The following is a 22,328-nucleotide window of genomic DNA, read 5'->3' on the forward strand; positions in this document are numbered from 1 at the left end:
AGGCCACAAAATCTGTGTCCTGCCACGAACCCTACGGGGTCTCGCGTCCGGCTGGAAATATGCGCGGTGTCCTTGCACTATGGCTGCATCCGAATGCAGCTCAGGAATCCGCTCCCCATGCCCGATGACATCCACTTCTACGAACCCGCCAACGGCCACGGTCTGCCCCACGATCCGTTCAACGCCATCGTCGGCCCGCGGCCCATCGGCTGGATTTCCTCGCAGGATGCCGAAGGCCGGCTCAATCTCGCGCCGTACAGTTTCTTCAACGCGTTCAACTACGTGCCGCCGATCATTGGTTTTTCCAGTGTCGGGCGCAAAGACAGTCTGAACAACATCGAGCAGACCGGGGAGTTCGTCTGGAACCTCGCCACGCGCCCGTTGGCCGAGCAGATGAACCAGAGCTGCGCGATGGTCGCGCCTGAGGTCAACGAGTTTGAACTGGCAGGGCTGACGACCGTGGCGTCAAAGCTGATTTCGGTGCCTCGGGTCGCCGAAAGCCCGGTGTCCTTCGAGTGCAAGGTCACGCAGATCATCCAGCTGCAACGCGCCGATGGCGAAACCGTACCGAGCTGGCTGATCCTCGGTGAGGTGGTTGCGGTGCACATCGCCAAATGGCTGCTGAAGGACGGCATCTACGACACCGCCGCCGCACAACCGATTTTGCGCGGCGGCGGGCCGGCGGATTATTTCCAGCTGGGGCCGGAGGCGCTGTTCAAAATGTGGCGCCCGGGCGCACAGAAGTAATTACCAGATCAGCTCGGCGTCGTCAGTGACGCCCTTGAGCTTGTCCAGCTCGTTGATGGCTGCGTCATCGGCAGCAATGGCGCCGGGGAACACTTGCTCATCGAGCAACTTGTGAAAGCGTGGGGCGCCGCCATCGACCAGGGCCTTGACCGCGATGGCCGCGTAATAACCCTTGTTGCCGCCCAGCTCGACGGGGACGACTGCGGAGACTGCTTCGAAGCGTTCAAACTCTTTACGTGCCATGTCGCGGATCCTGGCTCAATCAAATAAGCCGGACATTAAACCCTCAACCGGCAAGTTTGTGTATCGGCGCGGCGCATTGACCGAGGGCCTGCGCGGCGGAAACGTCCCTGAAGGTGTGGAAGTCGAGGCTGTTGACCACCAGGTCCTGGACCAGCTCGGCGAAGACTTCCATCGACGGACTGTTGAAATACGTCGTCATCATTTGCTGACTGCTCCAGTAGCCGCTGACCAGCCACAGGTCGGCGTCGCACTGCGATTGTTGCAGGGAAAAACTCAGGCAGCCGGGCGCCGCGCGCGAGACCTCGATCAACGCGCTCAGGCGCACGCCGAGTTCCGCCGAACGCCCGGCCTGGGCACGAACGAAGGCCATATGACTGACAGGCATTTGATTGGACATGATCAACCCTCCATGAAATCGCGTGGCAGCCGGGGGACGGGCTGCGACTGAAGCAAAGATTAAGGGCCGGGGCCGCCGCGCCGTTAGTCGATTCCTGCCTTCGCGTTGCACAATCCTGCGAGACTTGCCAAAACCCCGGCCGGCGCCGCTGCCCTGTAGGAGCTGCCGAAGGCTGCGATCTTTTGATCTGAAAAACAAAAATCAAAAGATCGCAGCCTTCGGCAGCTCTTACACACAGGCATCGCGTCGATGCTGATGGATATCGCGATGCAGAATCAGGCAAGCATTTGGCAGAATGTGTCTACCGCTGCTGCTTGCACAAACATATGCTCTGCTGCATTCCCCCCTCACTTGCCGAGGATGCCGTGCATGACGTCATTCGATCGTTTTCAAGCCGAACCCAGCACCGACATGGAAAAGCAGCGCGCGGAGCTGGCGGCGATCATCCGCCGCAACACCAGCGACGATGGCAGCTACCAGACCGCGATCGGTTCGCTGGTGATGTCGCGCCACACCCAGTCCCATGACTTTGCCCCGGTGCTCGCGCAGCCGGCGCTGTGCATCATGGCGCAGGGGCGCAAAGAGGTCCGCCTGGCCGATGAGTTCTTCAACTACGACCCGCTGAATTATCTGGTGGTGTCGGTTTCGATGCCGCTCAGCGGCCGGGTGGTCAATGTCTCGCCAGAGGAACCGATCCTCGCCGTGCGCCTGGATATCGATCCGACCGAAATCACCGCGCTGATCGCCGACGCCGGCCCGATGGGCGTGCCGACCCGGCCGACCGGACGTGGTCTGTACGTGGAAAAAATCGACAGTGCCATGCTCGACGCGGTGCTGCGTCTGGCGCGGCTGCTCGACGCGCCGAAAGACATCGCCATGCTCGCGCCGCTGATTCGCCGGGAGATTCTCTATCGCCTGCTGCGTAGTCCGCAGGGTCATCGTTTGTATGAGATTGCGATTGCCAACAGTCAGAGCCATCGCATCAGCCAGGCAATCAAATGGCTCAACGGCAACTTCGAGCAGCCGCTGCGCATCGATGATCTGGCCCGGGAAGTGAACCTCAGCGTGTCGACGTTGCATCACCGCTTCAAGGCAATGACCGCGATGAGTCCGTTGCAGTACCAGAAGCAACTGCGCCTGCAAGAGGCGCGGCGGCTGATGTTGACCGAAGGGCTGGAAGCCTCGGCGGCGGGGTATCGGGTGGGCTATGAAAGTCCGTCGCAGTTCAGCCGCGAGTACAGCCGCCTGTTTGGCGCGCCGCCGTTGCGGGACCTGGCGCGGTTGCGGCTTTCGGTGTGACTCCATAGAAGCCCCTCACCCTAGCCCTCTCCCAGAGGGAGAGGGAACCGATTGGGGGATATTGGAGAGGTTCATCGACTTGCGATATCGGTGCTGAATCCGGAATCAGCCAAGCCAGGCCAACCCAGCGTTGGGTTGATGACCTTCAAATCCATAATCGACTCGGTTTTTCAGGTCAACGAAGAAAGCAAGACACCTCGGTCAGCTCCCTCTCCCCCTGGGAGAGGGCTGGGGTGAGGGCAGGCTTCTACACCGCTCGCACGACGTGCTTGATCTCCAAAAACGCCGCCAACCCCCAAGGCCCCAACTCGCGACCAACGCTGCTCTGCTTGTAACCACCCCAAGCCGTCTGCGGGAAGATCACCTGCGGAGCATTGATCCACACCAGCCCTGCCTGCAAGGCATTGGCCACGCGATCCGCCGTTGCAGCATCGCGCGTCACCACACTCGCGACCAGGCCGAACTGCGTGTCGTTGGCCAACGCAATCGCCTCGCTCTCACTGGCGAAACCGCGCACACACACCACCGGCCCGAAAATCTCTTCACGCCATAACGCGCTGTCCAGCGGCACGTCGGTGAACACCGTCGGTTGCAGAAAATAACCGCGCGGCAAATGCGCCGGACGATTGCCGCCGCACACCAACCTCGCCCCGGCGCTCAAACCGCGATCAATATGCCCAAGCACCCGCTGGTACTGCGCCTGATTGACCAGCGCGCCCATCTCCACATCCGCATCAAACGGATCAGCGACTCGGATCGCCTCCGCACGTTTTTGCAGGCGCTGAAGAAATTCATCCATCAATGCCTCGGCAACCAGCACCCGACTGGTGGCCGAGCACATCTGCCCAGCATTGAAGAACGCGCCGCCACAGGCCAGTTCCACCGCCAGTTGCAGATCGGCATCCGCCAGCACCAGCAAGGAAGATTTGCCACCCAGCTCCAGGCTCACACCCTTCACCGTTTCGGCAGCGCGTTGCATCACCTGCACGCCAACCGCATTGCTGCCCGTGAAGGAAATCCTGGCGATGCGTGGATCCGCCGACAACGGCGCGCCCACCGCCAGACCAGTGCCGCAGACCAGATTGAACACGCCGTCGGGCAAACCGGATTCAGCGATGATCGCGGCCAGTTCCAGCTCCGGCAGCGGCGTCACTTCAGAAGGTTTCAGCACCACGCAGCAACCGGCGGCGAGCGCTGGCGCCAGTTTCCATGCGGTGGTGACCATGGGGAAATTCCACGGCACGATCAGCCCGACCACACCGCATGGCTCACGACGCAGGCGTGCGCTGAAGTCATCGCTGGGCAGCGGCACGTTGCTGTCCTGACCGGCGTCGAAGCCTTCGGCGAGTCCGGCGTAATAGTCGAAAGTGGCGATCACATCATCGACATCGATGGCCGCTTCGAACTGCGGTTTACCGTTGTTGCTCGACTGCAGGTTCATCAAGTGATCGCGACCGTTGCGCACGCCGTTGGCAATGTTGCGCAGGATCGCAGCGCGTTCGGCGCCGGTGGTTGTCGACCAGTGTTCGGACGCCTCGGTCGCCGCGCTGATCGCCTGGTCGACGGCGTGTTCGTCACCGCCATTGACGGTGGTCAGCAGCGCTTCGGTAGCGGGGTTGATCACCCGTAGATGTTCGCGGCCCGACGACCATTGACCGTTGATGTAGAGCCCGTCGAGTGTGGTTGGAAAACTGATCATTGGGCCACCGCCTGCATCCACTGGTTCTGGTCGATTTCAATCAGCGTCGGGCCTTGCCGGTCCGTCGCTTTACGCAGCGCTGCGCGCAATTCGTCGATGCTGCTGATGGCTTGCGCGGCGCAACCGAGGCCCTTGGCCACGGCGACGAAATCCGGGGTGTAGATGTCCACGCCGACCGGTTCGATGGCGCGGTTGACCATGTACTTTTTGATCTCCTCGTACCCCTGGTTATTCCACAGCAGCACGATCACCGGCACCCGTGCTTCAACGGCGCTGGCCAGTTCCGGCAGGGTGAACTGCAAGCCGCCGTCGCCGATCAGGCACACCACTGGCGGGCGCGCGCCGTTATCGAGTTGGCCGCCGAGCCACGCACCAATCGCCGCCGGCAACGCATAGCCGAGGGTGCCGTAACCGGTGGATGCGTTGAACCAGCGACGCGGACGCTCGGGGTTGAACGTGAGGTTGCCGGTGTACACCGGTTGCGTGGAATCGCCGACGAACACCGCTTCGGGCAATTCGTGCAGCACGGTTTCGAGCAAACGCGTCTGCGCCAGCGTTGGTGCATCCCAGCTCGCCGCCAATTCATTACGCAGACGCGCGGCGCGGACCTGGCCCCAATCATTGCGGCGCTCGGCCAGCGGTTGGTGCGACAAGGCGCTGAGCAATGCTTGCGCGGCGTTGCGCGAATCAGCGACCAGTGCGATGTGCGGCGGGTAGTTGCGCACGGTCTGATCGGCATCGATGTCGATGCGCAGCAGCTTGCCGGGAATCTCGAAGCCGCCGGCGAAGGTCACGTCGTAATCGGTCTCGGCCAGCTCGGTGCCGATCGCCAGCACCACGTCGGCTTCAGCGACCAGTGCGCGGGTGGCGACCAGGCTCTGCGTCGAACCGATCAACAACGGATGACTGGTCGGCAGCATGCCTTTGGCGTTGATGGTCAGCGCCACTGGAGCGTCGAGCAGTTCGGCGAGTGGGGTCAGCTGGGGCGCTGCGTCGATAGCACCGCCGCCGGCGAGAATCAGTGGACGTTGCGCCGTGGCGAGCAGTTCGCTCATGCGGGCCACGGCAGCCGGTGCGGCGCCGGCGCGATCGATATTCACCGGCAGGCTGGCGAGCAACTCATCGGCCTCTTCCACCAGCACGTCCAACGGAATTTCGATGTGCACCGGACGCGGTCGCCCGGCCTGGAACAGCGCGAAAGCGCGAGCAAGCACCACCGGCAGTTCGGCAGCGGACATCAGCGTGTGCGAGAACGCTGCGACGCCGCCGACCAGTGCGCTCTGGTTCGGCAGCTCATGCAACTTGCCGCGCCCACCGCCCAACTGACTGCGCGACTGCACGCTGGAAATCACCAGCATCGGAATCGAATCGGCGTAAGCCTGGCCCATGGCCGTGGTGATATTGGTCATGCCCGGGCCGGTGATGATGAAACACACACCGGGTTTGCCGCTGGTACGCGCGTAGCCGTCAGCCATGAACCCGGCGCCCTGTTCGTGACGAGGCGTGACGTGGTTGATGCTTGAACGCGCGAGGCCTCGGTACAGCTCAACGGTGTGCACACCGGGAATGCCGAACACCTGCTCGACCGCGTAATTCTCCAACAGCTTGACCAGTACTTCGCCGCACGTTGCCATGTTGATTGCCCTTTCATTCACTGAACACTCCCTGTGGGAGCGAGCCTGCTCGCGAATAAGCGGTCCAGCCAACATCCGTGTCGAACCTTGAACCGTCTTCGCGAGCAGGCTCGCTCCCACAGGGTCCGTGGAGTGCCCATTGGAACGGTGCGCAACTGGCAGCAACAATCGATTAAAAGTCATACTAGCCATGTCGCCACGTCATACCTCGGATCGCCATGAAACGCCTGCCACCCCTGCCCGCTCTGCATACGTTCTGGATCACCGCGCAATGCTGCAATTTCACTCGCGCCGCCGAGCAGTTGCACATCACCCAGGGCGCGGTGAGCCGGCAGATCGCCGGGCTCGAAGAACAGCTCGGTTATCCGCTGTTCATTCGTCTGGCCCGAGGTCTGGCGCTGACGGCGGAAGGCCGCGAATGGCTGCCGCGAGTGGAAAAGGTCTTCGGGCTGATCAGTGAAGCGACCGAGCAGATCGGTCAGACGCGGCAAACCTTGCAACTCAAGGCCCCAAGCTGCGTGATGCGCTGGCTGCTGCCGCGTCTGCTGCAATGGCAGAAGGAACGCCCGGACGTGCCGGTCAAATTGACGGCGTCGCTGCAACACGGCGTGGATTTTCAGCGCGAGCAATTCGACGCTGCGGTGATCTACGGCCCGCCGCCGGACCATTCGCCAGGCGCGCTGCATCTGTTCGACGAGCAACTGACACCGGTCTGCTCGCCGCAATTGCTCAAGGGTTCGCCGGCGCTGAATTCACCGCAGGATTTGCAAGAGCATCTGTTACTGCACCCGACCCACGACATTCAGGATTGGTCGGTATGGCTCGATGCAGCGGGATTGCGCCTGGGCAACCTTGGCAGCGGGCAGCATTTCGAAACGCTGGATCAGGCAATGTCGATGGCCTCGCACGGCACAGGGGTGGCGATCGGGGACTGGTCGCTGATTGGTGATGATCTGGACGCCGGGCGGCTGGTGATGCCGTTTGCGTTGAAGGTGAAGACGGGGTTGGCGTATTACGTGGTGGTGCCTGCTGGAGCCGAACCCTCGCCGCAACTTGAGGAACTGATGCTCTGGCTGGTTGAGCAGGCTCATTTGCGCTGAAGCCTTTCCCCTCACCCTAGCCCTCTCCCCAAGGAGAGGGAACTGATTGGGGATACTCAAGAAATTCATCGACCTGACACAGCCACGCCGAATCCACAATCGACACGGTCGTTCAGGTCAATGCGTGACCCAAGACAACTCGGTCGGCTCCCTCTCCCCCGGGAGAGGGAACTAATTGGGGATACTCAAGAAACTCATCGACCTGACACAGCCACGCCGAATCCATAATCGACACGGTCGTTCAGGTCAATGCGTGACCCAAGACAACTCGGTCGGCTCCCTCTCCCCCGGGAGAGGGCTGGGGTGAGGGGAAAAGGCTTGACTCAATACCCGACCGTATAACGCAGCCGCAAATGCTTCGGCGTCTCCACTTCGTCAATCAGCGCAATCGCATAATCGGCAAAGGTGATCCAGCTGCGCCCTTCGGCACTGACCAACAGGTGATCCTTGCCGACGCGATACTGGCCGCTGCGTTCACCCTCGACAAACTCCGCCGACGGCGAGAGGAAAGTCCAGTCCAGTTCCTGCTCCTGACGCAACGCATCAAGAAACGCCGCCCCCGCGTTCGCCTCGGCTTTGTATTCAGCCGGGAAACCGGCACTGTCGATCACCCGCGTGTCATCCGGCAGCAACAGCGAACCGGCGCCGCCGACCACCAGCAAGCGCTTCACGCCCGCCTGTTTTACCGGTCCGACAATCGCCGAGGCCGGGACGGTGGCGAAATGCGCTGCGCTGATCACTGCGTCGTGACCGGCCACCGCCGCTTGCAGCGCCGCCGAATCCAGCACGTCGAGGCTCTTGCTGACGACACCGGCGCGATCACCGACCTTTGAGGTATCGCGGGCAATGGCGGTGACGCTGTGGCCGCGACGCAGGGCTTCTTCCAGCAGTTGGCTACCGGCACGGCCGGTGGCACCAATGATTGCGATCTTGCTCATGACATTCTCCAGTTGGCTTGAAAATGCTGCGTGTTCAGGTTCGGCTTACCACTGCATCTCGCCCTTGGCGACTTTCGCGCTGAGCTCCAGCGAACTTTCTTCGCCCAGTTGCGGGTAGCGCTTTTTCATCGCTGCGATCAGTGCAGCGGAGTCTTTGGCCTTGGCGGTTTCGGCATCGAAGGCCTTGATGTAATCGGCGGTGAATTTCACGCTGGCCAGCGAGCGGCTGCTGTCACCCAGGTAATGACCGGGCACCACGGTTTGCGGTTTCAGGCTTTCGATGGTGTGCAGGGGGTTCAGCCAGTCGGCGTGGGATTGCGCGGTCTGGGTGTCGGCCATCCACACATGAATGTTCTCGGCGACCACCACGCCACCGACCACTGCTTTGAGCGACGGGATCCATACGAAGCTGCGATCCGGTTGCTTGCCGTCGAGGCCGATCACCTGCAATTGCTTGCCCTCGAGGGTCAGGCTGTCGCCCTTGAGCACGTCCGGGACGACGGTTTTCGCCGGCACGTCGGCGCCCATTTTCGGCCCCCAATACGCCAGTTTGCCGTCGACGGTGTGCTTGATATGATCGACGGTCGGCTGCGAAGCCAATACTTTCGCCTGCGGGAATGCTTTGGTCAGGGTGTCGAGGCCGAAGTAGTAATCCGGATCACCGTGGCTGATGTAGATGGTGGTCAACTGTTTACCACTGGCGCGGATCTTCTCCACCACCTGTTCGGCCTGGGATTTGCCGAATTGCGCATCGACCAGAATCGCTTCTTTCTCACCGCTGACCAGCACCGAGCTGACCGGGAAAATCGCCTCGGTGCCCGGGTTGTAGACATCGAGGCTCAGCTCGGCGGCGGATGCCTGGGCGGCAAAGCCGAAAAATGCTGCGGCGAGCAGAACGCGTTTGAAGGGGGTGAAGCCGATCATTTGTTGCTCCGGATTACGAATGCCAGTCTGGCGATGCAACAGAGCTTAGTTGCCAGACTCAGTACAAAAAATGCGATGCTTGGACATAGTTTGTTTCTGAAAGCGGGCAAATCATGGATCGGCTTCAAGCAATGCGGGTATTCGTCACGGTGGTGGACCTCGGCAGCCAGTCGGCGGCGGCCGACCACCTCGACCTGTCGCGGCCAGTAGTGTCGCGCTATCTGGCGGAGCTGGAAGACTGGGTCGGCGCGCGGCTGATGCACCGCACCACGCGCAAATTGAGCCTGACCGCCGCTGGCAGTGAAATCCTCCCGCGCTGCCGGCAGATGCTCGACTTGTCGCAGGACATGCAGGCCGCCGTCAGCGAACCCGATGACGCGCCGCGCGGACTGCTGCGGATCAGCGTCAGCACCTCGTTTGGCCAGGCGCAACTGGCCGATGCGGTCGCGGCGTACGTCAGGCTTTACCCCGGCGTGAGTATCGATCTGCAAATGCTCGACCGCACGGTGAATCTGGTCGATGAACGCATCGATCTGGCGATTCGCACCAGCAATGATCTTGATCCGAATCTGATCGCCCGGCGCCTGACCGTGTGCCGCTCGGTGGTCTGCGCAGCGCCGGCTTATCTGCTTGAGCATCCGGCGCCGCACACGGTTGAGGATTTGAGCCGACATAACTGCCTGACCCATTCCTATTTCGGCAAGAGCCTGTGGCATTTCGAGGAGGATGGCGAACCGGTTTCGGTACCGGTGCAGGGCAATATCAGCGCCAACGAGGCCAGCACCCTTCTGCGCGCAACCCTGGCCGGCGCGGGCGTGGCGATGCTGCCGACCTACCAGGCTGGCGTGCATATTCACAACGGCGAGCTGCTGCGTTTGCTGCCACACGCAGAACCGCGCCAGATGAATATCTACGCGGTGTACGCCTCACGTAAACACATGCCGGCGGCACTGCGCAGCATGCTCGACTTTCTGGTTCGACGGTTTCCCGAAAATCCCGCGTGGGATGTCGGCCTGTAAACCCGCTCCCACATGGGCATCAATTCGCTGAATGGCCGGCTAAATCCTCAAGCGCACTCGCTGGCAAGTGCGCGCCGCTGACCTATGCTCAAAGTAATACCGCAAGGTAGACGTTCAGAGGTCGAACACCATGAACATCAAAACAAAAAGATACGCCGCCATTTTCATCACCTGCGCCGCCACGCTGGCGCTGTACGGCACCGCTGCCTGGCGGGTCGAGCAGTTGCGCCAGCTGCCGCGCGAGTATGCGAGCTGCAACTATGAGCGGTGTATTCCGCACAATGCCACGCTGAACGCATTGCGCTGACAAGACTGACCTGGAATGCATCCCTTGTGGGAGCGAGCCTGCTCGCGAAAGCGGTGTGTCAGTCAACCAGGATGCTGGATGAAAGACCGTATTCGCGAGCAGGCTCGCTCCCACAGGGCTCATCAGCGCTTTCAGGATTGTTGCTCGGCCTTGAGTCGGTCGCGGAACGCCTTTGGCGAAATTCCCACGCGGCGGCGGAACAGCCGGGTGAAGTTGGTCGGGTCGGAAAAACCCAACAACTCCGACATCTCGTAAATCGTCATGCTGGTGTAGGTCAGCAGGCGCTTGGCTTCCAGCAACTGACGCTCGTGCATGATCTGCAACGCCGGTTGCCCGGCCAGTTCACGGCAGGTGCCGTTGAGGTGCGACACAGAGATGCCCAGGCGATGGGCGAGGTCTTCGACCTTGACGTGCTGGCGGTAAGTCTCTTCCACCAACTGAATGAAACCGTTGAGGTATTCGCGTTGGCGCTGCGGGCGCTGGCTGGCCTTGTGCCGAACGATCGCCTGGCGGCTGACCCAGACCATGATCACGCTGACCAGCGAATGCATGAGCATTTCCCGCGCCGGTTGATGGCCGTTGTACTCGGCCTGCAACGCTGAAAACAGGCTGTTGAGATAATCGCCATCCTTGCCGGCCGGGTAGTTTTCCGCCCGAGCCAACGCGTGTACCGAATCGCCCAGTTGCGCCTGCAAATGGTTGATCAGCGGCGTGGCCAAGGTGACGATGAAGCCTTCAACATCTTCGGAAAAACGGAAGCCGTGCACCGACAACGGTGGCAGCACCTGTATCGCCGGAGTCTCGAGTTGCGTGCGCTGGCCTTCGATTTCGAGCTCTGCCTGACCTTTGAAAACGAACAGCAGCTGGCATAGATCCGCGTGGCGGTGAGGTTTGATTTCCCATTGGTGTTCGCGACTGCGCGAGGAAATGGTTTCACAGTGCAGCAAGTCCGGGGTCGGCCAGTCCAGGCTTTCACCATAGAGCTTGAACACCGGAATAGAAGGCAGGGCAGGCTTGTTCATACTTCAATCCAGGCCTCTGGTTTTTGGGCGATAATCGCACCGATTGGCAGAATGTACAGGTATCGGCTCAGTTTTCACCTTCAATTGACAGACCCGCAAGGGAAAAATGCAAGCACTCGATCCATAAAATCATTCACCGGCTGTTGCTGCGTGAAGCTTGCGAGTCATAAAAACAATGAAAACCCTGAAAACCCAAGTCGCCATTATCGGCGCCGGTCCTTCCGGACTGCTCCTTGGCCAGTTGCTGCACAACGCTGGCATCGACACCCTGATCCTCGAACGCCAGACGCCCGATTACATTCTTGGGCGCATCCGTGCCGGTGTGCTTGAACAAGGCATGGTAGAGCTGCTGCGTGAGGCCGGCGTCGGTCAGCGAATGGATGCCGAAGGTCTGGTTCATGGCGGCTTTGATCTGGCGCTGGACGGGCGTCAGGTGCACATCGACCTGCACGCGCTGACCGGCGGCAAAACAGTAATGGTCTACGGCCAGACCGAGGTCACCCGCGACCTGATGGCCGCTCGTCGGGAGGCCGGCGCGCCAACAATTTATCAAGCGAGCAATGTCGTTCCCCATGACATGAAAAGCGACGAAGCTTTTGTCACCTTCGAAAAGGACGGTGAAAGCTGGCGCGTTGATTGCGATTACATCGCCGGTTGCGATGGTTTCCATGGCGTCGCGCGGCAGTCGATTCCGGCCGATTGCCTGAAGATTTTCGAGCGGGTCTACCCGTTCGGCTGGCTGGGCATTCTCGCCGACACACCGCCGGTCCACGACGAATTGGTCTACGCCCGCCACGAACGTGGCTTCGCTTTGTGCAGCATGCGTTCAGCCACGCGCACCCGCTATTACCTGCAAGTGCCGGCGGATGAAAACGTCGATGACTGGAGCGATCAGCGTTTCTGGGATGAGCTGAAAAAGCGCCTGCCGGATGCCCTCGCGGAAAAACTGGTGACCGGTCCTTCGATCGAAAAAAGCATCGCGCCGCTGCGCAGTTTTGTCGTCGAGCCAATGCAGTACGGGCGCATGTTTCTCGTCGGCGACGCCGCCCATATCGTCCCGCCGACTGGCGCCAAGGGCTTGAACCTGGCTGCCAGCGATGTCAGCACGTTGTTCAATATTCTGCTGAAGGTCTATCGCGAAGGCCGCACCGATCTGCTGGAAAAATACTCGGAGATCTGCCTGCGCCGGGTGTGGAAAGCCGAACGGTTTTCCTGGTGGATGACGTCGATGCTGCATCGCTTCGACGAGCACGATGAATTCAGCCAGCGCATCAGCGCTTCGGAACTGGACTATTTTGTCAGCTCGCAAGCCGGGCAAAAAACCATTGCAGAAAATTACGTCGGGCTTCCGTACGAGGCTATCGAATAGCTTCCTACCGACTTACACTGCGAGCATCCACCCGCGCGCGAAGGCCGCGCGGGTCCATCACCGCCCGCAGGTTTTCCGTGACCATTCTCAATCAGCCTGAAACGCCCAAACCGGCCATTCGCAGCGTGCTGGTCGCCTTGATGATGGCGATCTTCCTCGGTGCGCTGGACCAGACCATCGTCGCCGTGTCGATGCCGGCGATCTCTGCGCAATTCAAGGACGTCAGCCTGCTGGCCTGGGTGATTTCCGGCTACATGGTGGCGATGACCGTGGCGGTGCCGATCTACGGCAAGCTCGGCGACCTGTACGGGCGGCGCAAACTGATGCTGTTCGGTATGGGCCTGTTCACCCTCGCCTCGCTGTTCTGCGGCATGGCGCAGAGCATGGAACAACTGGTGCTGGCGCGGATCCTTCAGGGCATCGGCGCCGGCGGCATGATCTCGGTGAGTCAGGCGATCATCGGCGACATCGTCCCGCCGCGTGAACGCGGGCGCTATCAGGGTTACTTCAGCAGCATGTACGCCGTGGCCAGCGTTGCCGGTCCGGTGCTCGGCGGCTACATGACCGAATACCTGTCGTGGCGCTGGGTGTTTCTGATCAACCTGCCGCTGGGGCTTGGCGCCTGGTGGGTGGCACGGCGCAACCTGCGCGGCTTGCCGATTCCGCAGCGTAAACCGGTGATCGATTACCTCGGCACGGTGCTGATGATCATCGGCCTGACCGCGTTGCTGCTCGGCATCACCGAAGTCGGCCAAGGCCATTCATGGCACAGCGGCGAAGTGCTCGGCCTGTTCGCTTGTGCCGTGGTGGTATTGGCGCTGTTTGTCTGGCATGAGCGCCGGGCGCGGGAGCCGTTGCTGCCGATGCACCTGTTCGCCAACCGCAATGCCCTGTTGTGCTGGTGCACGATCTTCTTCACCAGTTTCCAGGCCATCTCGCTGATCGTGCTGATGCCGCTGCGCTTTCAAAGCGTCACCGGCGCTGGCGCTGACAGCGCGGCGTTGCACTTGCTGCCACTAGCGATGGGCTTGCCGATCGGCGCCTATTTCGCCGGCCGCCGCACTTCGATCACCGGACGCTACAAACCGCAGATTCTCACCGGGGCGATCCTCATGCCGATCTCGATTCTCGGCATGGCCTTCAGTCCGCCACAAGCGACACTGCTCAGCGGTCTGTTCATGCTGCTCAGCGGCATTGCTGGCGGCATGCAGTTCCCGACCTCGCTGGTCGGCACGCAAAACTCGGTGGAACAACGCGACATCGGCGTCGCCACCAGCACCACCAATCTGTTCCGCTCACTGGGCGGCGCGGTGGGCGTGGCGTTGATGTCGGCGCTGCTGCTGGCGCTGTTGCACGACTCCAGTTTCGCCCACCTGGCGAACAGTTCGCTGATCAGCGAAGGGCATTCGGGCAACGTCCTGCTCGATGGCCTGAACGCAGCACCCGGCGAAGCGCAGAACGCTTTGCGCGCGGAGCTGCTGGTGACCTTCCGCCACTTGCTCTGGGTCAGCACGGCAGTGTCGTTGCTCGGGCTGGCAGCGGCGATTGCCATGCCGAACAACCTGCTGCGCGGGCGGGAACACGGCGCGAAATGAGCCTTTTGCGCTGATCGTTCCCACGCTCTGCGTGGGAATGCCTCAACGGACGCTCTGCGTTCGGCCTTGGATGGGACGCAGAGCGTCCCGGGCTGCATTCCCACGCGGAGCGTGGGAACGATCATCGCGCGCTCAAGGGCTGTAGTAGCCCACCGCGACGAGGAAATGCCCGACCTTTTTCAGGTACGCATGCTTGTCCTCGATCTTGCCGGTCACCGGGTTTTTCCAGCGGTATTCATATTCGCCTTCATCCTGTTTGCCGATCAGCGCCAGAATCGGCTCGCCCACCGGTTTGCCTTCCGGATCCTTGACCTTGCCAAAATCAGTGTTGATCAAGCGTAGATTGGTGCCGTGGGCGACATACCGCTGGTTGTTCAGATCGACCACGAAGACATACAGGTCATCCTGCAAGTAACCGCCCTTGAGCGAGTTGATCGCGGTCAGCGTGGCCTTCTCGTTCTTGGACAGATCCGTCGCGGCTTTGTCCAGCAAGGCCTTGGCCTGCTCAGCCGAGGCCCGTGGCAGGTAGTAACCTACCGCGAGAATGCGCTGCCCGACGCGCTGATAGAACACATGCTTGCGCTCGACCTTGCCGTCGGCCCAGTTCTGCCAGCGGTATTCGGCCTGCTGGATACCGTTGCCTTCCGGCACTTTCAGCGCATCCTTGAACGCCTTCTGCAGATCCGGCCCGAGCACTTCGCTGACATCGCGGCCGATCAGCGCCGATGACGGCCCGCCACTGGCAAGCATGACGCCTTTGGTGTCGAGGACGAACACGTAGCGATCCTTGTCGACGAACTCACCCTGGCGGCTGAACGCGGCGAAGGCCTTGTCGCCATTGTCGTGGTAGTAGGCCAAGGCTTTTTCCAGCAGGGCGATGGCGGCCTGACTGTCATCCTTGGTGGCGGTGGCGGCGCTGGCCTGGCCGAAGCCGGCCAACAGCATCAGGCCGAGCCAGGCCACTTTATGCAAAAACCCCATAGCGCATCCCTCGTTCTTTTTGGTGTCTCAAGAGCGTAGACGGCTTGCGGTCATGTAGAGATATTCAGAGCGTTTCTGAACATTGCGCCGTGAGGCTGACAAGCAATGCTCGCCAGCCTCGCTCAGCGCTTACGGGCGGGAATTGATCTGCTGCTGGAGATTCTGGATCTGCGCCTGCAAGGTATTGAGGTTGCGGGTCATCTGCGCGCGGAACGCATCGAACTCGGCGGTGTTGCCGCCACCCTGTGGCGCTGCCGGGCGGTTGTCCTGCTGACTTTTCAACACCACGATGTCCTGCTCCAGACGATCGATAGCCGCGCTCGGGTTGCCCTGTTTCTTCAGCGCGGCGATATCGGCGCCGAGGCTTTTGAACTGGGCGTCGAAGGCTTTCAACTGCGCATCGACCTTGCTGGTATCGGCCGGGGTGCTTTTAATGGTCGCCAGCTCGGCGCTCAAGGCTTTGACCTGAGCCTGCAACTGCGTATTAGCGTTCTGTTGTTCGGTGGTCTGCGCGGTCATCTGCGCCAGCCGCTTGTCCAGTTCGCTGGCCTGCCCGGCCACGCCTTGCTGCTGCTTGCTCTGGTCGAGCAGCTTGCCTTCGAGTTGCTTGATTTGCAGCTTCAGCGCTTCGCTGTCATTGCTGACGTTGCTCTGGCTGGCGACGACCTTGCCGGAAATATCCTGCAGGCGCCCTGCCGCTTCTTCGCTGATGCGGGCGAAGCTTTCCTGGGTGGCGACCAGTTGCTGCTCCATCAGCGAGATCTGCTGGAAGCTCCACCAGGCCAGACCGATGAAGGCAAAAAACAACGCGCCGACCAGCGCCCACAGCGGCCCGGTGCTGGCGGCCTTGGCCTTGACCACTGGCGCGCTGCGCGAATGCACGGAAGTGCGGGGGCCGGGCGCGATGTCATCGTCGTCGAACGGGTCAGCGCGCAGGCTTGGCACGTTATCGAAATCGTCGTCGTGGGCATCGTTTCGCATGGACATTGAGGCAACCTTTGGCAAACGCGGTGATGGCTAAATGCTGCGAAGTATAACCGTCGCAGCCGCAGGCATTGACCCTCAACCCGCAAGGCGGTTCATTGCCGCCCGGCCGAATCGTTTCAACGGATGTCCTGGGCTTTCCACCACGCACAGAACTCATCGAGGGCCGCCCACAGGCTGACTTTCGGATCGTAGTCGAGATAATGCCGGGCGCGGCTGATGTCGAGGGTGAAATTTTTTTTCATGACCTGCATGCCCAGGCGCGACAGGGTCGGCTCAGGGCGTCCGGGCCAGAGCATGCATGCGCCTTCGTTGAGCGCCGCAACACTGTAGGCCAGACCGTAGGAGCGGTATTTGCGCACCTGATCGACGTCCATCCGCCGCATCACGTAATTGACCACGTCCCACAGCGGCACCGGCGTGCCGTTGCTGATGTTGTAAGCCTTGCCCAGCGCCGAACCTTGGGCCAACAGGCTGCTGAGCATGGCTTCGTTGAGGTTTTGCACGCTGGTGAAATCGACCTTGTTCAAGCCGTTGCCGATGATCGCCAGACGCCCCTTGCGCTGCATCTTCAGCAGGCGCGGAAAGATGCTCATGTCGCCGGCACCGGTGACGAAACGCGGGCGCAGGGCGATGGTCTCCAGACCGAACTCCTGGGCACCGAAGACTTTCTGCTCGGCCAGATATTTGGTCGCGGCGTAGGGATGCTTGAAACGTTTGGGCACTTGCTCTTCGGTCAGACCGAGATGATCGCGGCCATCGAAATAGATCGATGGCGACGACAGATGCACCAGCCGCCGCACCCGCTGCTTGAGGCACGCTTCGACGACGTTTTCGGTGACTTCGACGTTGCCCTGATGAAAGTCCTGATAACGCCCCCACACGCCGACAGCACCGGCGCAATGCACCACGGCTTCTACATCGCTGCACAGGTCGTGCACCAGATCGGCGTCGGTCAGATCGCCCGGCACGAACTCCGCGCCCCGGCGCACCAGATGCTCGACGCTCTCGGCCCGGCGACCGTTGACCCGCACTTCAAGGCCCTGCTCCAGGGCGAAACGCGCAAAGCGCCCGCCAATAAAGCCGCTGGCGCCGGTAACCAAAATCTTCATCAAAAACTCCAGGGAAGCAGCTGCAAGCTTCGAGCTTTCAGCTCCAAATTGAAACGGTGCGTGTTCTTGCCGCTTGCCGCTTGCAGCTTGACGCTTGCGGCTGCGTTCAAGCCACTAGCCATTGCTTTGCGGAGCGCAGCAGTTGTTCGGTCAGTAGATTGAGCAACTGGCCGCCATTGCGCCAATGATGCCAGTACAGCGGCACGTCGATCGGTTTATCTGGCAGCAATTCAAGCAACACGCCGCGCTGCAATTGTTCGCGCACCTGCAGTTCCGGCACCAGGCCCCAACCCAGACCGGCTTCGGTCAGGCGAATGAAGCCTTCAGAGGACGGGCATAAATGATGCTCGAACGCGCCGTCGACGCCCAACAGCGCCAGATAGCGATGCTGGAGGAAATCGTCCGGGCCGAACACCAGCGCCGGGGTGCGCGACAGCTGTTCGGCGCGCACGCCATCGGGAAAATGCCGGGCGATGAAGGCTGGGCTGGCCAGCGCCCGATAACGCATGGCGCCGAGCAATACGCTGCGTGCGCCGGCCACCGGGCGCTCGCTGGCACACAGGCACGCAGCCACTTCACCGGCACGCATGCGTTTGAGGCCGACGGTCTGGTCTTCGACGATCAGGTCGAGCAACAAATGCTGCTCGGCGCAGAAATCGCCAACGGCCGCGGCCCACCAAGTGGCGAGGCTGTCGGCGTTGAGGGCGATGCGCAGGCGATCGGGCAGGCCTTCTTCGTCCAGCGCCGGCACCACCGATTGCAAATCGCGCTCGAGCAACCGCACCTGTTGCACATGGTTGAGCAAGCGTCGGCCGATCTCGGTCGGCGCTGGCGGTGTTCCGCGCACCAGCACTGGCTGGCCGACCCGCGCTTCAAGCAATTTGATGCGCTGGGAGATCGCCGACTGCGACAGGCCCAGCACCTGTGCGGCACGATCGAATCCGGCCTGCTCGACCACAGCGGCGAGCGCGGAAAGCAATTTATAGTCGAACATCAGTTTTCCTAATGGGCGATCAGCACTATTGGTTTTTCTTATACAGCGTCACACCGGAGAATAGCCAGCAAGCACTCTCTTTCAAGGATCTCTCCCATGTGGCAAAGCTACGTAAACGGCCTGTTGGTGGCGTTCGGCCTGATCATGGCGATCGGCACGCAGAATGCTTTTGTCTTGGCGCAAAGCCTGCGCCGTGAACACCATTTGCCGGTGGCGGCATTGTGCGTGGTGTGTGACGCAATTCTGGTCGCGGCCGGGGTGTTCGGCCTGGCGACGATTCTGGCGCAGAACCCGACCCTGCTGGCGATTGCCCGTTGGGGCGGCGCGACGTTTCTGATCTGGTACGGCAGCCAGGCGCTGCGCCGGGCCTGCTCGAAACAGAGCCTTGAGCAAGGCGAAAACCAGACCGTGCGTTCGCTGCGCGCAGTGATGCTCAGCGCTCTGGCGGTGACATTGCTTAACCCCCACGTTTATCTCGATACGGTATTGCTGATCGGCTCGCTGGGCGCGCAGCAATCGGTGCCGGGCGCTTATGTAGTCGGCGCGGCCAGTGCATCGTTGCTGTGGTTTTTCACCCTGGCCCTTGGCGCGGCGTGGCTGGCACCGTGGCTGGCCCGCCCGAGCACCTGGCGCATTCTCGATCTGGTGGTGGCAATGATGATGTTCGCCGTGGCCGCGCAGTTGATCATCGCCGGATGAATAATTGCCAAAGGCTCTGGAACCTCTATCCCACACAGTTGTTGCGTGGTTAAGGCGCGACCCCGGTGCTATGATCCGAACCCTGCGCCGCAAAGAGTAAAAACTCGCCGGTGCATTTCCGGCCGCCCGTGATCGGCCTTGCGCTCACCGCAACAGACCTGATTAGGAGAATCATCATGGCTTTCGAATTGCCGCCGCTGCCTTACGCACACGATGCCCTGCAGCCGCACATCTCCAAGGAAACCCTGGAGTTCCACCACGACAAGCACCACAACACCTACGTCGTGAACCTGAACAACCTGGTGCCAGGCACCGAGTTCGAAGGCAAGACCCTGGAAGAAATCGTCAAGACTTCTTCGGGCGGCATCTTCAACAACGCCGCTCAGGTCTGGAACCACACTTTCTACTGGAACTGCCTGGCACCAAACGCCGGCGGTCAACCAACCGGCGCCCTGGCAGATGCCATCAACGCAGCGTTCGGTTCGTTCGACAAGTTCAAGGAAGAATTCAGCAAAACCTCGATCGGCACCTTCGGTTCCGGCTGGGGCTGGCTGGTGAAAAAGGCTGACGGTTCCCTGGCCCTGGCCAGCACCATCGGCGCCGGCAACCCGCTGACCAGCGGCGACACCCCGCTGCTGACCTGCGACGTCTGGGAACACGCTTACTACATCGACTACCGCAACCTGCGTCCGAAGTACGTTGAAGCGTTCTGGAACCTGGTCAACTGGAAGTTCGTGGCCGAGCAGTTCGAAGGCAAAACCTTCACCGCTTAAGCTGCGCGCCCGATGAAAAGCCCGGCTTCGGCCGGGTTTTTTTATGCCCGGCGCATGGCGTTTCTCGCACGGTAAAAGCAGCTTCACGCCGTTTGCCGCCAGCCCCCAGCCGTCTACCATCACAGAAAGGAAAAAATCTTTGGCCCAGTGCTCAAGTTGAAGGTAATTGCAACCGACACAGTTGATTCAGAGCTATTACTCAAATGACGACATTGCGGCCAGGATCACGGCGACTTTTCCCGTGCCTGATTGTCCCTTTGACTGCCAACCCGGGATTGCCAATACTCATGGCAACTTGACGCTACCCGCACGGAACAAGGAATAACCCTTTGAAGCTGGAACTCAAGAACAGCTTGTCGGTGAAGTTGCTCCGGGTCGTGCTCCTGTCGGCATTGATCGTAGGCGTAGTCTTGAGCTGCGCGCAGATTGTCTTCGATGCCTACAAGACCCGTCAGGCGGTTGCCGGCGACGCCGAGCGCATCCTCGACATGTTCCGCGATCCATCGACCCAGGCCGTGTACAGCCTGGATCGGGAAATGGGCATGCAGGTGATCGAAGGGCTGTTCCAGGACGACGCCGTGCGTCAGGCCTCGATCGGCCATCCCAACGAAGCCATGCTGGCGCAGAAATCCCGCGAGCTGCAGCATTCCAACAGCCGTTGGCTGACCGACCTGATTCTCGGCCAGGAACGCACCTTCACCACGCAGCTGGTCGGCCGTGGCCCTTACAGCGAATACTACGGCGACCTGAGCATCACACTCGACACCGCCACTTATGGCGAAGGTTTCATCGTCAGCTCGGTGATCATTTTCATTTCCGGCGTGCTGCGCGCACTGGCGTTGGGCCTGGTGCTGTATCTGGTCTATCACTGGTTGCTGACCAAACCGCTGTCGCGAATCATCGAGCACCTCACCGAGATCAACCCCGATCGTCCCAGCGAGCACAAGATTCCGCAGATCAAGGGCCACGAAAAAAACGAACTGGGCCTGTGGATCAACACCGCCAACCAGTTGCTCGAGTCCATCGAACGCAACACCCACCTGCGCCACGAAGCGGAAAACAGCCTGCTGCGCATGGCCCAGTACGACTTCCTCACCGGTCTGCCGAACCGCCAGCAATTGCAGCAGCAACTGGACAAGATTCTCGTCGATGCCGGCAAGCTGCAGCGCCGCGTCGCGGTGTTGTGCGTCGGCCTGGATGACTTCAAGGGCATCAACGAGCAATTCAGCTACCAGACCGGCGACCAATTGCTGCTGGCCCTGGCCGATCGCTTACGTGCCCACAGCGGTCGTCTCGGCGCCCTCGCTCGCCTGGGCGGCGATCAGTTCGCGCTGGTGCAGGCCGACATTGAACAACCTTACGAAGCAGCAGAACTGGCGCAAAGCATTCTCGATGACCTCGAGGCGCCGTTCGCCCTCGACGATCAGGAGATCCGCCTGCGCGCGACCATCGGCATAACCCTGTTTCCGGAGGACGGCGACAGCACCGAGAAGCTGTTGCAGAAAGCCGAGCAGACCATGACCCTGGCCAAGACCCGCTCGCGCAATCGCTATCAGTTCTACATCGCCAGCGTCGACAGCGAGATGCGCCGTCGTCGCGAGCTGGAAAAAGACCTGCGCGATGCGCTGATCCGCGACCAGTTCTACCTCGTCTACCAACCGCAGATCAGTTATCGCGATCACCGCGTGGTCGGCGTCGAAGCGCTGATTCGCTGGCAACATCCGGAACACGGTCTGGTGCCGCCGGACCTGTTCATTCCGCTGGCCGAACAGAACGGCACGATCATCGCCATCGGCGAGTGGGTGCTCGATCAGGCCTGCAAGCAATTGCGCGAGTGGCACGATCAGGGCTTTGTCGATCTGCGCATGGCGGTAAATCTGTCCACCGTGCAACTGCACCACGCCGAGCTGCCACGGGTGGTCAACAACCTGTTGCAGATGTACCGCCTGCCGCCGCGCAGTCTGGAACTGGAAGTCACCGAAACCGGCCTGATGGAAGACATCACCACCGCCGCCCAGCATCTGCTCAGCCTGCGCCGCTCCGGTGCGCTGATCGCGATCGACGACTTCGGCACCGGCTACTCGTCCCTCAGTTATCTGAAAAGCCTGCCGCTGGACAAGATCAAGATCGACAAGAGCTTCGTTCAGGACCTGCTCGATGACGACGATGACGCGACCATCGTTCGCGCGATCATTCAACTGGGCAAGAGCCTGGGCATGCAGGTGATTGCCGAAGGCGTGGAAACCGCCGAGCAGGAAACCTACATCATTTCCGAGGGTTGCCACGAAGGTCAGGGCTACCACTACAGCAAACCGCTGCCGGCGCGGGAGCTGGGCATTTACCTCAAGCAGGCGCAACGCAGCAACGCGGCCATTCTCTAAAAGCGCAAGATCGCGCCATCACACTTGCCTAAATAAGAAATATTTCCAAGCACGCCTTTACACATAATGCGAAAGATTTGCATTATGTCGCAGTTTTGCGCGCCCCCGGCG

General features: G+C 61.0%; 21 protein-coding genes. 10 read left to right on the forward strand and 11 right to left on the reverse strand.

Going from position 1 to position 22,328, the window contains the following annotated elements; translation table 11 throughout:
- Positions 1-117 precede the first annotated feature (117 nt).
- Positions 118-747, forward strand: a complete 630-nt coding sequence (locus OC605_RS09745) for a flavin reductase family protein (RefSeq protein ID WP_016773448.1) — start codon at positions 118-120, stop codon at positions 745-747.
- Here the strand turns inward: OC605_RS09745 and OC605_RS09750 are convergent, their stop codons facing one another.
- Both OC605_RS09750 and OC605_RS09755 read right to left on the reverse strand, forming a co-directional pair.
- Positions 748-990: a hypothetical protein gene (locus tag OC605_RS09750; RefSeq protein ID WP_016773447.1), complete on the reverse strand. Its 243-nt coding sequence runs from the start codon at positions 988-990 to the stop codon at positions 748-750.
- Positions 991-1,033: 43 nt separating this feature from the next.
- Positions 1,034-1,387 (reverse strand): putative quinol monooxygenase, encoded by a 354-nt coding sequence (locus tag OC605_RS09755; RefSeq protein WP_186567610.1) that lies wholly within the window; start codon positions 1,385-1,387, stop codon positions 1,034-1,036.
- Positions 1,388-1,756: 369 nt separating this feature from the next.
- Here OC605_RS09755 and OC605_RS09760 point away from each other — a divergent pair, with 369 nt between their 5' ends.
- Positions 1,757-2,686 carry an AraC family transcriptional regulator gene (locus OC605_RS09760; RefSeq protein ID WP_186567608.1) on the forward strand — a complete coding sequence of 310 codons (930 nt, stop codon included), beginning with the start codon at positions 1,757-1,759 and terminating at the stop codon, positions 2,684-2,686.
- 247 nt (positions 2,687-2,933) lie between these two features.
- On the opposite strand, the gene OC605_RS09765 is transcribed toward OC605_RS09760, so the two are convergent.
- Positions 2,934-4,382, reverse strand: a complete 1,449-nt coding sequence (locus tag OC605_RS09765; protein WP_262136884.1) for an aldehyde dehydrogenase family protein — start codon at positions 4,380-4,382, stop codon at positions 2,934-2,936.
- On the reverse strand, positions 4,382-6,019 hold the full coding sequence (locus OC605_RS09770) for a 5-guanidino-2-oxopentanoate decarboxylase (protein ID WP_130902369.1): 1,638 nt from the start codon (positions 6,017-6,019) through the stop codon (positions 4,382-4,384). The genes OC605_RS09765 and OC605_RS09770 overlap by 1 nt, the downstream gene beginning before the upstream one ends.
- A 218-nt stretch (positions 6,020-6,237) precedes the next feature.
- Between OC605_RS09770 and OC605_RS09775 the strand changes: the two genes are divergently transcribed.
- Positions 6,238-7,119, forward strand: a complete 882-nt coding sequence (locus OC605_RS09775; protein ID WP_122507735.1) for a LysR substrate-binding domain-containing protein — start codon at positions 6,238-6,240, stop codon at positions 7,117-7,119.
- A 323-nt stretch (positions 7,120-7,442) separates the two neighbouring features.
- Here OC605_RS09775 and OC605_RS09780 read toward each other — a convergent pair whose 3' ends face one another.
- Together OC605_RS09780 and OC605_RS09785 are read right to left on the reverse strand one after the other, a co-directional pair.
- Positions 7,443-8,057 carry an NAD(P)-dependent oxidoreductase gene (locus OC605_RS09780; protein ID WP_130888877.1) on the reverse strand — a complete coding sequence of 205 codons (615 nt, stop codon included), beginning with the start codon at positions 8,055-8,057 and terminating at the stop codon, positions 7,443-7,445.
- 45 nt (positions 8,058-8,102) lie between these two features.
- A complete protein-coding gene (locus tag OC605_RS09785) occupies positions 8,103-8,981 on the reverse strand; it encodes an MBL fold metallo-hydrolase (RefSeq protein WP_262136779.1) in 879 nt (292 codons plus the stop codon).
- Positions 8,982-9,094: 113 nt separating this feature from the next.
- Here OC605_RS09785 and OC605_RS09790 point away from each other — a divergent pair, with 113 nt between their 5' ends.
- Together OC605_RS09790 and OC605_RS09795 are read left to right on the forward strand one after the other, a co-directional pair.
- Positions 9,095-10,000: a LysR family transcriptional regulator gene (locus tag OC605_RS09790; RefSeq protein WP_262136780.1), complete on the forward strand. Its 906-nt coding sequence runs from the start codon at positions 9,095-9,097 to the stop codon at positions 9,998-10,000.
- 130 nt (positions 10,001-10,130) lie between these two features.
- Positions 10,131-10,307, forward strand: coding sequence for a hypothetical protein (locus tag OC605_RS09795; protein WP_016773438.1), 177 nt, complete (start codon positions 10,131-10,133; stop codon positions 10,305-10,307).
- 131 nt (positions 10,308-10,438) lie between these two features.
- Here the strand turns inward: OC605_RS09795 and OC605_RS09800 are convergent, their stop codons facing one another.
- The gene (locus tag OC605_RS09800; RefSeq protein WP_024014136.1) at positions 10,439-11,329 is read right to left on the reverse strand and encodes a helix-turn-helix domain-containing protein; all 891 of its coding nucleotides are present in this window, start codon (positions 11,327-11,329) and stop codon (positions 10,439-10,441) included.
- A gap of 184 nt (positions 11,330-11,513) precedes the next feature.
- On the opposite strand from OC605_RS09800, the gene pobA reads away from it, so the two are divergent.
- Together pobA and OC605_RS09810 are read left to right on the forward strand one after the other, a co-directional pair.
- Positions 11,514-12,698, forward strand: a complete 1,185-nt coding sequence (gene pobA, locus OC605_RS09805) for a 4-hydroxybenzoate 3-monooxygenase (protein ID WP_374190764.1) — start codon at positions 11,514-11,516, stop codon at positions 12,696-12,698.
- 77 nt (positions 12,699-12,775) lie between these two features.
- Positions 12,776-14,293: an MDR family MFS transporter gene (locus tag OC605_RS09810; RefSeq protein WP_262136783.1), complete on the forward strand. Its 1,518-nt coding sequence runs from the start codon at positions 12,776-12,778 to the stop codon at positions 14,291-14,293.
- Positions 14,294-14,425: 132 nt separating this feature from the next.
- Here OC605_RS09810 and OC605_RS09815 read toward each other — a convergent pair whose 3' ends face one another.
- From OC605_RS09815 to OC605_RS09830, 4 genes are all read right to left on the reverse strand, one after another.
- Positions 14,426-15,274, reverse strand: a complete 849-nt coding sequence (locus OC605_RS09815) for a cache domain-containing protein (RefSeq protein ID WP_262136785.1) — start codon at positions 15,272-15,274, stop codon at positions 14,426-14,428.
- Positions 15,275-15,403: 129 nt separating this feature from the next.
- Complete coding sequence (locus OC605_RS09820) at positions 15,404-16,261, reverse strand: ATPase (protein ID WP_262136787.1); 858 nt, start codon at positions 16,259-16,261, stop codon at positions 15,404-15,406.
- 116 nt (positions 16,262-16,377) lie between these two features.
- Positions 16,378-17,370: an NAD-dependent epimerase/dehydratase family protein gene (locus OC605_RS09825; protein ID WP_262136788.1), complete on the reverse strand. Its 993-nt coding sequence runs from the start codon at positions 17,368-17,370 to the stop codon at positions 16,378-16,380.
- A gap of 106 nt (positions 17,371-17,476) precedes the next feature.
- Positions 17,477-18,364, reverse strand: coding sequence for a LysR family transcriptional regulator ArgP (locus tag OC605_RS09830; protein ID WP_262136791.1), 888 nt, complete (start codon positions 18,362-18,364; stop codon positions 17,477-17,479).
- 96 nt (positions 18,365-18,460) lie between these two features.
- Here OC605_RS09830 and OC605_RS09835 point away from each other — a divergent pair, with 96 nt between their 5' ends.
- The 3 genes from OC605_RS09835 to OC605_RS09845 all read left to right on the forward strand — a co-directional run bounded on the left by OC605_RS09835 (position 18,461) and on the right by OC605_RS09845 (position 22,217).
- On the forward strand, positions 18,461-19,063 hold the full coding sequence (locus OC605_RS09835; RefSeq protein ID WP_130888882.1) for a LysE/ArgO family amino acid transporter: 603 nt from the start codon (positions 18,461-18,463) through the stop codon (positions 19,061-19,063).
- A gap of 176 nt (positions 19,064-19,239) precedes the next feature.
- Complete coding sequence (locus OC605_RS09840) at positions 19,240-19,836, forward strand: superoxide dismutase (RefSeq protein WP_016773431.1); 597 nt, start codon at positions 19,240-19,242, stop codon at positions 19,834-19,836.
- A gap of 329 nt (positions 19,837-20,165) precedes the next feature.
- Positions 20,166-22,217 (forward strand): putative bifunctional diguanylate cyclase/phosphodiesterase, encoded by a 2,052-nt coding sequence (locus OC605_RS09845; protein ID WP_016773430.1) that lies wholly within the window; start codon positions 20,166-20,168, stop codon positions 22,215-22,217.
- Positions 22,218-22,328 lie beyond the last annotated feature (111 nt).

Origin of the sequence: Pseudomonas sp. Marseille-Q5117 (assembly GCF_946901175.1) — a bacterium.
Classification (GTDB): domain Bacteria; phylum Pseudomonadota; class Gammaproteobacteria; order Pseudomonadales; family Pseudomonadaceae; genus Aquipseudomonas; species Aquipseudomonas iranensis.

Excerpts from the sequence above, each read along its gene's own strand:
- OC605_RS09745 (WP_016773448.1), top strand. The coding sequence starts at position 118 with ATGCCCGATGACATCCACTTCTACGAACCCGCCAACGGCCACGGTCTG.
- OC605_RS09750 (WP_016773447.1), bottom strand. The coding sequence starts at position 990 with ATGGCACGTAAAGAGTTTGAACGCTTCGAAGCAGTCTCCGCAGTCGTC.
- OC605_RS09755 (WP_186567610.1), bottom strand. The coding sequence starts at position 1,387 with ATGTCCAATCAAATGCCTGTCAGTCATATGGCCTTCGTTCGTGCCCAG.
- OC605_RS09760 (WP_186567608.1), top strand. The coding sequence starts at position 1,757 with ATGACGTCATTCGATCGTTTTCAAGCCGAACCCAGCACCGACATGGAA.
- OC605_RS09770 (WP_130902369.1), bottom strand. The coding sequence starts at position 6,019 with ATGGCAACGTGCGGCGAAGTACTGGTCAAGCTGTTGGAGAATTACGCG.
- OC605_RS09775 (WP_122507735.1), top strand. The coding sequence starts at position 6,238 with ATGAAACGCCTGCCACCCCTGCCCGCTCTGCATACGTTCTGGATCACC.
- OC605_RS09780 (WP_130888877.1), bottom strand. The coding sequence starts at position 8,057 with ATGAGCAAGATCGCAATCATTGGTGCCACCGGCCGTGCCGGTAGCCAA.
- OC605_RS09785 (WP_262136779.1), bottom strand. The coding sequence starts at position 8,981 with ATGATCGGCTTCACCCCCTTCAAACGCGTTCTGCTCGCCGCAGCATTT.
- OC605_RS09790 (WP_262136780.1), top strand. The coding sequence starts at position 9,095 with ATGGATCGGCTTCAAGCAATGCGGGTATTCGTCACGGTGGTGGACCTC.
- OC605_RS09795 (WP_016773438.1), top strand. The coding sequence starts at position 10,131 with ATGAACATCAAAACAAAAAGATACGCCGCCATTTTCATCACCTGCGCC.
- OC605_RS09800 (WP_024014136.1), bottom strand. The coding sequence starts at position 11,329 with ATGAACAAGCCTGCCCTGCCTTCTATTCCGGTGTTCAAGCTCTATGGT.
- OC605_RS09815 (WP_262136785.1), bottom strand. The coding sequence starts at position 15,274 with ATGGGGTTTTTGCATAAAGTGGCCTGGCTCGGCCTGATGCTGTTGGCC.
- OC605_RS09820 (WP_262136787.1), bottom strand. The coding sequence starts at position 16,261 with ATGTCCATGCGAAACGATGCCCACGACGACGATTTCGATAACGTGCCA.
- OC605_RS09825 (WP_262136788.1), bottom strand. The coding sequence starts at position 17,370 with ATGAAGATTTTGGTTACCGGCGCCAGCGGCTTTATTGGCGGGCGCTTT.
- OC605_RS09830 (WP_262136791.1), bottom strand. The coding sequence starts at position 18,364 with ATGTTCGACTATAAATTGCTTTCCGCGCTCGCCGCTGTGGTCGAGCAG.
- OC605_RS09835 (WP_130888882.1), top strand. The coding sequence starts at position 18,461 with ATGTGGCAAAGCTACGTAAACGGCCTGTTGGTGGCGTTCGGCCTGATC.
- OC605_RS09840 (WP_016773431.1), top strand. The coding sequence starts at position 19,240 with ATGGCTTTCGAATTGCCGCCGCTGCCTTACGCACACGATGCCCTGCAG.